At 61.0% G+C, this 6,061-nt stretch carries 9 protein-coding genes; 7 read left to right on the top strand and 2 right to left on the bottom strand.

Annotation, left to right across the window (positions count from 1 at the left end; translation table 11 throughout):
* The 7 genes from ACP5VX_RS05825 to ACP5VX_RS05855 all read left to right on the top strand — a co-directional run.
* On the top strand, positions 1-820 hold an 820-nt coding region (locus ACP5VX_RS05825), incomplete at its 5' end, for a V4R domain-containing protein (RefSeq protein ID WP_428724945.1).
* 90 nt (positions 821-910) lie between these two features.
* The gene (locus tag ACP5VX_RS05830) at positions 911-1,105 is read left to right on the top strand and encodes an HTH domain-containing protein (RefSeq protein WP_428724946.1); all 195 of its coding nucleotides are present in this window, start codon (positions 911-913) and stop codon (positions 1,103-1,105) included.
* Positions 1,106-1,172: 67 nt separating this feature from the next.
* A complete protein-coding gene (locus tag ACP5VX_RS05835; RefSeq protein WP_428724947.1) occupies positions 1,173-2,663 on the top strand; it encodes an HD domain-containing protein in 1,491 nt (496 codons plus the stop codon).
* 10 nt (positions 2,664-2,673) lie between these two features.
* Complete coding sequence (locus ACP5VX_RS05840; protein ID WP_428724948.1) at positions 2,674-2,928, top strand: hypothetical protein; 255 nt, start codon at positions 2,674-2,676, stop codon at positions 2,926-2,928.
* Positions 2,921-3,349 (top strand): hypothetical protein, encoded by a 429-nt coding sequence (locus ACP5VX_RS05845; protein ID WP_428724949.1) that lies wholly within the window; start codon positions 2,921-2,923, stop codon positions 3,347-3,349. The genes ACP5VX_RS05840 and ACP5VX_RS05845 overlap by 8 nt, the downstream gene beginning before the upstream one ends.
* Complete coding sequence (locus tag ACP5VX_RS05850) at positions 3,342-3,719, top strand: hypothetical protein (protein WP_428724950.1); 378 nt, start codon at positions 3,342-3,344, stop codon at positions 3,717-3,719. Before ACP5VX_RS05845 ends, ACP5VX_RS05850 begins: the two co-directional genes overlap by 8 nt.
* A gap of 1 nt (position 3,720) precedes the next feature.
* Positions 3,721-4,374 (top strand): hypothetical protein, encoded by a 654-nt coding sequence (locus tag ACP5VX_RS05855; protein WP_428724951.1) that lies wholly within the window; start codon positions 3,721-3,723, stop codon positions 4,372-4,374.
* 32 nt (positions 4,375-4,406) lie between these two features.
* Here the strand turns inward: ACP5VX_RS05855 and ACP5VX_RS05860 are convergent, their stop codons facing one another.
* A complete protein-coding gene (locus ACP5VX_RS05860) occupies positions 4,407-5,009 on the bottom strand; it encodes a site-2 protease family protein (RefSeq protein WP_428724952.1) in 603 nt (200 codons plus the stop codon).
* A 77-nt stretch (positions 5,010-5,086) separates the two neighbouring features.
* On the bottom strand, positions 5,087-6,061 hold a 975-nt coding region (locus ACP5VX_RS05865; protein ID WP_428724953.1), incomplete at its 5' end, for a hypothetical protein.

Here is a 6,061-nt window from a genome sequence, read left to right on the forward strand (position 1 = left end):
GCGGGGGCGTAGAGGGCCCAGTATCGAGGTTGACACCGCGATATACGCGGGTGGCAAGTACTACACGGCTCTCCTCCTAGAGCTTGTCAACAAGCCCGGTGTAGTAGCGAGGGTCGTGGACGAGATCGCCAAGAGGAGGATCAACATCGTCAAGGTGACGACCCCGTACCTCGTGACAGGGGACAGGGGGCACCTCCTGATCATACTCGAGGACTGCGACGAGAGGTGCGCGGGGGAGCTCAAGAGGGTTCTCGAGGGGATGAGAGAAATCGTCCTCGCGGTGGAGGCGGCGAGCGGCATGGACATATTCCTATTCCCGAAGCTGGGCGAGCTCAGGTTCTTAAACGAGAGGGGGCTGGTCCTCTCGGCGGGGATGGTAGCGGAGGCCCTCAGAACGGTCTCCAGGAGCGTGGGCAGGGCCGAGCAGAGCGGCGTGCTCAGGTTCGCCGGGAAGGGCGTGGGGAGGTACGTGTACCAGGGTGTGTACTCGCTTATGTCGGCCCCGCAGTCCCCCGAAGCCCAGTTGAAGCTCTCCCTCGACTTCCTCGTAGACATGTTCAAGGCGCTGGGGCTGGGGGACGCGGAGTACGACCTGCGCGGGCTGGAGGTCAGGTTCAAGGTCAAGGACAACTTCGAGTGTGCGGCGGCCAAGGAGGCTGGGCTCATCGGACCGGCAGGGAACTTCACTAGTGGCCTGATCGAGGGGTTCCTCGAGGGGGTCTTCGGCAGGAGGGTCGAGGTCGTCGAGGAGAAGTGCATAGCGCGCGGAGACAACCACTGCGAGTTCAGGGCAATGATGTACGAGGCGATCCCCGGGTAGGGCTACACCATTTCTCTGTAGACCCCTTTTCTAGAAGCCCGACCCGTTTTAAAGGATCCTAGATCCCATGGATCAGATCGGGTGTGTGGCGTGTCCGAGGCTAAGACAGCCAAGGAGATCGTCCTCGAGGTTTTGAAGAGAGAGAAGAGGCCTTTGACGCCGAAGGAGATACAGAAGCTGACAAACCTGAACTACAACACTGTGAGGGGCAGGCTACAGGACCTCAAGAAGGCGGGGCTTGCCGTGAGGACCGAGCAGGGCTGGGTGTACAAGGAGAGGAAGTAGCCCTCGTACCGCGACCGCCATCACGTTTTTAGCCACCCAAACGCCATTTTTCCCACAAGGTGGTTTGTTGAGCCTCAGCGGCCTTTCCTGGAAGGAGATAAGCGACCCTATTTACGGGCACGTCTACTACAACAAGGAGATCGAAGAGAGGGTTTTGGGCACCCTCCCCGTGCAGAGGCTCAGGTACATACTGCAGCTGCAGACCGCCCACCTCGTCTACCCTGGAGCTGTCCACACGAGGTTCCAGCACAGCATAGGCGTAATGCACCTGGCGGGCGTGATGGCCGAGGACGTCCTCAGGAAGCTTGTGAGGTTCGTAGGCCCCGAGGCCCTCGCTGGGTACAGCGTAGACGAGCTCGTGGAGGCGGGCAGGTTAGCGGGCCTACTCCACGACATCGGCCACGGGCCGTTCGGCCACACTTTCGAAGAGGCTGTGCTCTGGCGTGGGGGCGTCAGCCCGGAGGTCGCGAACCACGAGAGAGTGGGGCTACTGGTGTACAGGCACACCTTGAAGGACCTCGTAGACGACCTGGGTAAGAAGAGCGGGTTCAGCGACCTGGCGGGCGTAGTGGAGGAGCTGCTCGGCCCGGGGGAGCCGCGCGAACCCGTCCTAAGGCTTGTGAGGAGGGTGATCAAGGACAGCTACTACCCCGCCGACGTTCTGGACTTCCTGAGGCGGGACAGCTACTACGCGGGCACGGGCGAGTACGGCTCCATCAACCACGAAAAGCTGGTCAAGAACACCTACCCTAACCCCAGGGACGTCTCGGAGCTGGTGCTGGAGAGAGGCGGGCTCGGGGAGTTCAAGGCCTACATGACCGCCAAGGCTAGCATGTACCACCACGTGTACTACCACAGCGTTGCTAGGGCCTTCGACAGGATCCTCTACGACATACTCGTCCTGCTCGACGAGGAGCTGGGGTTGAGGAGCGCCGTCAACGCTGTCGCCAGGGGGGAGGTGAGGGACTTCCTGCTCCTGACGGACGCGGGGCTCTACGACCTGATGCTTAGAGAGTCGGTGAGGGAGGGGAGTAGGCTGGGCCAGCTTGCGAGAGCGCTTCTAGTTGAGAGGAAGCCGTCGTGGAAGCGGGTGGGGAGGGAGGCGGTGGTAACGCCCTTCAAGAGGGGTTGGAGCACGCTTAAAGTCCTGAGGCTGGCCTACGATAAGAGTATCAGGGAGAGAGTGAGGCGAGAGCTCGAAGAGGAGCTCGCGGGGGCCGTCGGCTTGGCGAGGGAGGACATCTGGGTGGACGTCGTGGACATTACACCGCTGCCCAGGAGCGTGATCTACTCGCTCAAGGGAGAGCCGCTCATAGCTCTCGGGACCTGCGAGGTGTCGGGGAACAGGATAGTGCTGGACAACCCGCTAGACCTGGTCGCGGAGGGCCTGCCGCTCACGGTGCTGGTTAGAGGCTACGTTAGGAGGGAGAAGTACAGCATGGACTACGAGCCCAGGTTCTCGGCCGTGGTCAACGACTACCTCGAGGAGCTGGCCGGCGAGATCCCCGAGTCGGCCGTCGACTTGGAGGCTTACCAGCACATGAAGATAACCTCTTGAGGTGGCGGCCGTGGGCAAGGTCGTCCTCTACCTCTACCCTATGTTCGAGGAGTACGCGGTTAAGGCCTTCTACTACAGCGACGAGGGGAGGCTCGCTGAGAGCTGGGAGTTCAAGGAGGTCAAGAACGTCGTGATAACGGCCAAGCAGGTCTCCCTCAGCAGGCAGCTGGCTAAAGAGCCCCTGGCAATAGTCGTGGACGTCGAGAGGCCCGTAGTAGAGTTCAAAGGGGGGGTCCTGAAGATCGCGGGTGGCGGCCGTGAGTAGCGTGGTGGGAGAGTTCCAGGTCGAGTCCTCGAAGAGCAAGAGCGGGAAGCACGTGCTGTACAGCAACGTCTACGTGTACTCGAGAGCCGCCTCCAGGATACTCCCCTGCGACAAGTACATCGCGTCATCCACCGAGGCCAAGCCCGTGTACGTCAGGGGTAGGGCTAAAAGGGTCAGCTTGAGGGTCGAGAAAGGGGACTTCGTCATCTACGTGTGGATGGTCAGGAACTACCTGAAGAGGGTGAAGGGGTATATTCTGCTGTTCAACCACAGCGGCGAACTAGTCTACAAGGCCAAGTACGTCGACGGGAGCCTACGGAGGAGCGTGGGTAGCCCTGTCTACGCGTGGCTCGTGAGGCTGTTCGTGGAGCAGCTGAAGATCCCCGTGAGGGAGACCAGGCTGGGTGACGAGAGTGCCTAGCATACTGGAGCTCGCCGAGAGGGTCCTTAAGGCTTTCAAGCACTACGAGGCCTTCATATTCGAGGCTAGCGAGCTGGCGCAGGTGAGGGAGCTGGTGGCGAAGAGCGAGCTCACGGGGCTCGTGGTCATAAGGCGGGTTGACCCGAGGTACGAGGACATCTACGTCATGGCCCCCTGGTCGCTGGACTTCGAGAAGGACTGCCTAAGCAAGATACAGCAGCTTCTCGCAGAGGGGAGGCTGAGCCCGGAGGAGTACAAGAGGAAGAGGCTGAGCCTCCTGGAGCAGTGCGTCAACAGCATGGAGAGGGAGAGGGCTAGGCTTATAATAGAAAAGTTGGAGAACTACATTAAGAGCATTAAAGGAGCCTGAGATGAGCGGGCTCCGAACGGGCTTAAGGGCCCTCATGTACGGTTACGTGATGAGGGTATTCCCGGTCGTCTCCCTCGCGGGCTTCGTGGTCTCAGCATACGGGTGGTTCAGGCTGTACCAGTGGTTCAAGAGCAGGGCTCTCATAGTCGCCCTCGTGGGCGTCCTCTTGGTTATCGCTTTAAACGTGGCTCTGGCGCTAACACCCTCCCAGCAGGTTGCGGGCTTGAAGGAGAACATGACTTCGAGCGAGATGGCCGACGCGCTTGTAGCCCTCGAAAACCAGCTGGAGAGCCCGCTGACGGTGGTGACGGTGGTGGTGCCTTCCGTAGGCTTACTCTTCGAGTCTACGGGGCTGATACTCCTCCGCAAGCTCTACAGCGGGAGGCCCCCTCTCGTGGCGCCGGCGCTACTGATCGCTTACGGCCTCCTCTTACTCGCCCCCCTGGTCTACCTGCCCTCTATAGAGGCGGGCATAAGGTCTGTTAGGGAGAGCCTCCTCAACGGGAGCCTGAACACGACTACGGCGCTCATCAGCCTAGGCCAGCTATACCTGCCCTTCAACATAGTCGAGTTCGCGGTCCAGTTCACAAGCCTCCTAGCGTACATCGTCCTAGCGTACTTCTTCTACAACATGAGCAGGAGTGTTGAAGAGTAGACCCCGACCGTAAGCCGCGTAAGTCGCCTCGCCTACCAGGTGAAGTAGGAGAAGTAGAGTAGGGCGCTGACAGCGATTACCACGAGGTACACCACCGGCTTCCACTTCAAGACCTTCGAGCCGTCTAGAGGGGGGACTGGGAGCAGGTTGAAGAGCGCGACCCAGGCGTTCACGTAGCCGACGTTGTAGAGGGCGCTCGCTAGCAGGGGGCCCACGAGCCCGGGCGCGAGTTGGAGTACGCTGACCGAGGCGATGGAGACGGCAATGTTGTAGAGGGGGCCCGCCAGGCTGACCAGGCCGTCTATCCTCCTCAGCTCCTCTCTGTCGTACGTGGGGGGCGACACGAGCGTGAACCCGGGCATCACGAACTTCACCGGGACGAACGGGAGGGAGGTCGCCAGCGTGACGAGGAGTCCTATAGGAGAGAGGACGTACCTCGACCAGCACCCCATCCTCCTAGCCGTGTTCCTGTGTGCCAGCTCGTGGGGTACCACCGCCAGGAAGGAGGCCACCGCCGCCACCGCGAAGCAGGCTGGACTGCCCCCCAGTAGGCAGCCCGAGCCGAAGGCCAGGGAGACGGCTAGGCCCCCTACTAGAAGCGCGACCGGCTCGCTGAGCCCCACCAGCCAGCTCATGGCTAGACAGCTCCCGTGTAGAGGGATTGGCGCCCGGTGTAAAAAGCGTTGCCAGGAGCAAGAGCCGCGATGTGGGGCTAGACTACCGTGCCGGGCGGGAAGCTGGCTCTCTCGTCGCCGAACAGGTCGAAGGGTACGCTGTCGACCCAGTCACCTGAGGGCGGGATGGTGTTGGCGTAGTACTTGAAGACCAGCTTCAGCCCTGTCAGCAGGTTGAACCCGTATATCTCGACCCCCAGGAGGCCCGCCCAGAGGAAGGCCACTGTGACCTTCCTCCTCAACATGTCCAGCTCGGGCTGGTTTGGGTCGGGGAGTGACAGGCTGTAGGGTGGCGGGTAGCTGTCGTCGCAGTAGGCCGAGCTCAGCACGAGATACCTCCAGACAGCGACCTCCTGGAGCCAGGGCCAGTAGTAGCTCGGGCTTATGGGTATCCTGAAGACGAGGTACGTGGTGCCGTTCCCGTAGTAGTACGCGGCTACAGGGCTCATCGTTATGTTACCCTTGCTTGTCTGCGTGAAGTTCATTAGGGCCAGGCTCCCGCTGTACACTGTCAACCTGGTCGAGTTCGGGTTTACGATGTAGCTCGAGGGGGCGCCGTTGAAGTTCACGTAGGCCGTGACGTAGACGGGTATGTAGAGCCCGTCGTACTTCCAGTAACCCTGCTGGAAGACGGCTGTGTAGCCTATCTCCAGCCACCTCGTGATCCTCTTGTACCCGAGATAGGGGTTGTACACGTCGACGGTGACGTTGACGCGTAGCGCGACCCTGCTGTAGGAGGAGCCCGTGGCGCTGTCGCTGGCTATAGTCGCGGCGTAGGACGCGTTCACTATAATCCCCGAGGGGTACACCGTGTAGCCGAGGGTGTTCATGAGCCCCGCCCAGTTCCTGACCGTACTGTAGAGGCTGGAGGCGAGGAGCGCCGACACGGACTGGGCCGAGAGGTTGACGGCGTTGTAGAACCTGGTGAAGGACTGGTTGAAGCCTCGCGAAGTGTAGTTGGACTGGCAGAGGCCGTAGCACACGTAGTCGTCGTAGTTGTAGACGACGTCCCA

The sequence above is a fragment of the Thermogladius sp. genome, assembly GCF_049970955.1.
Taxonomy (GTDB): domain Archaea; phylum Thermoproteota; class Thermoprotei_A; order Sulfolobales; family Desulfurococcaceae; genus Thermogladius.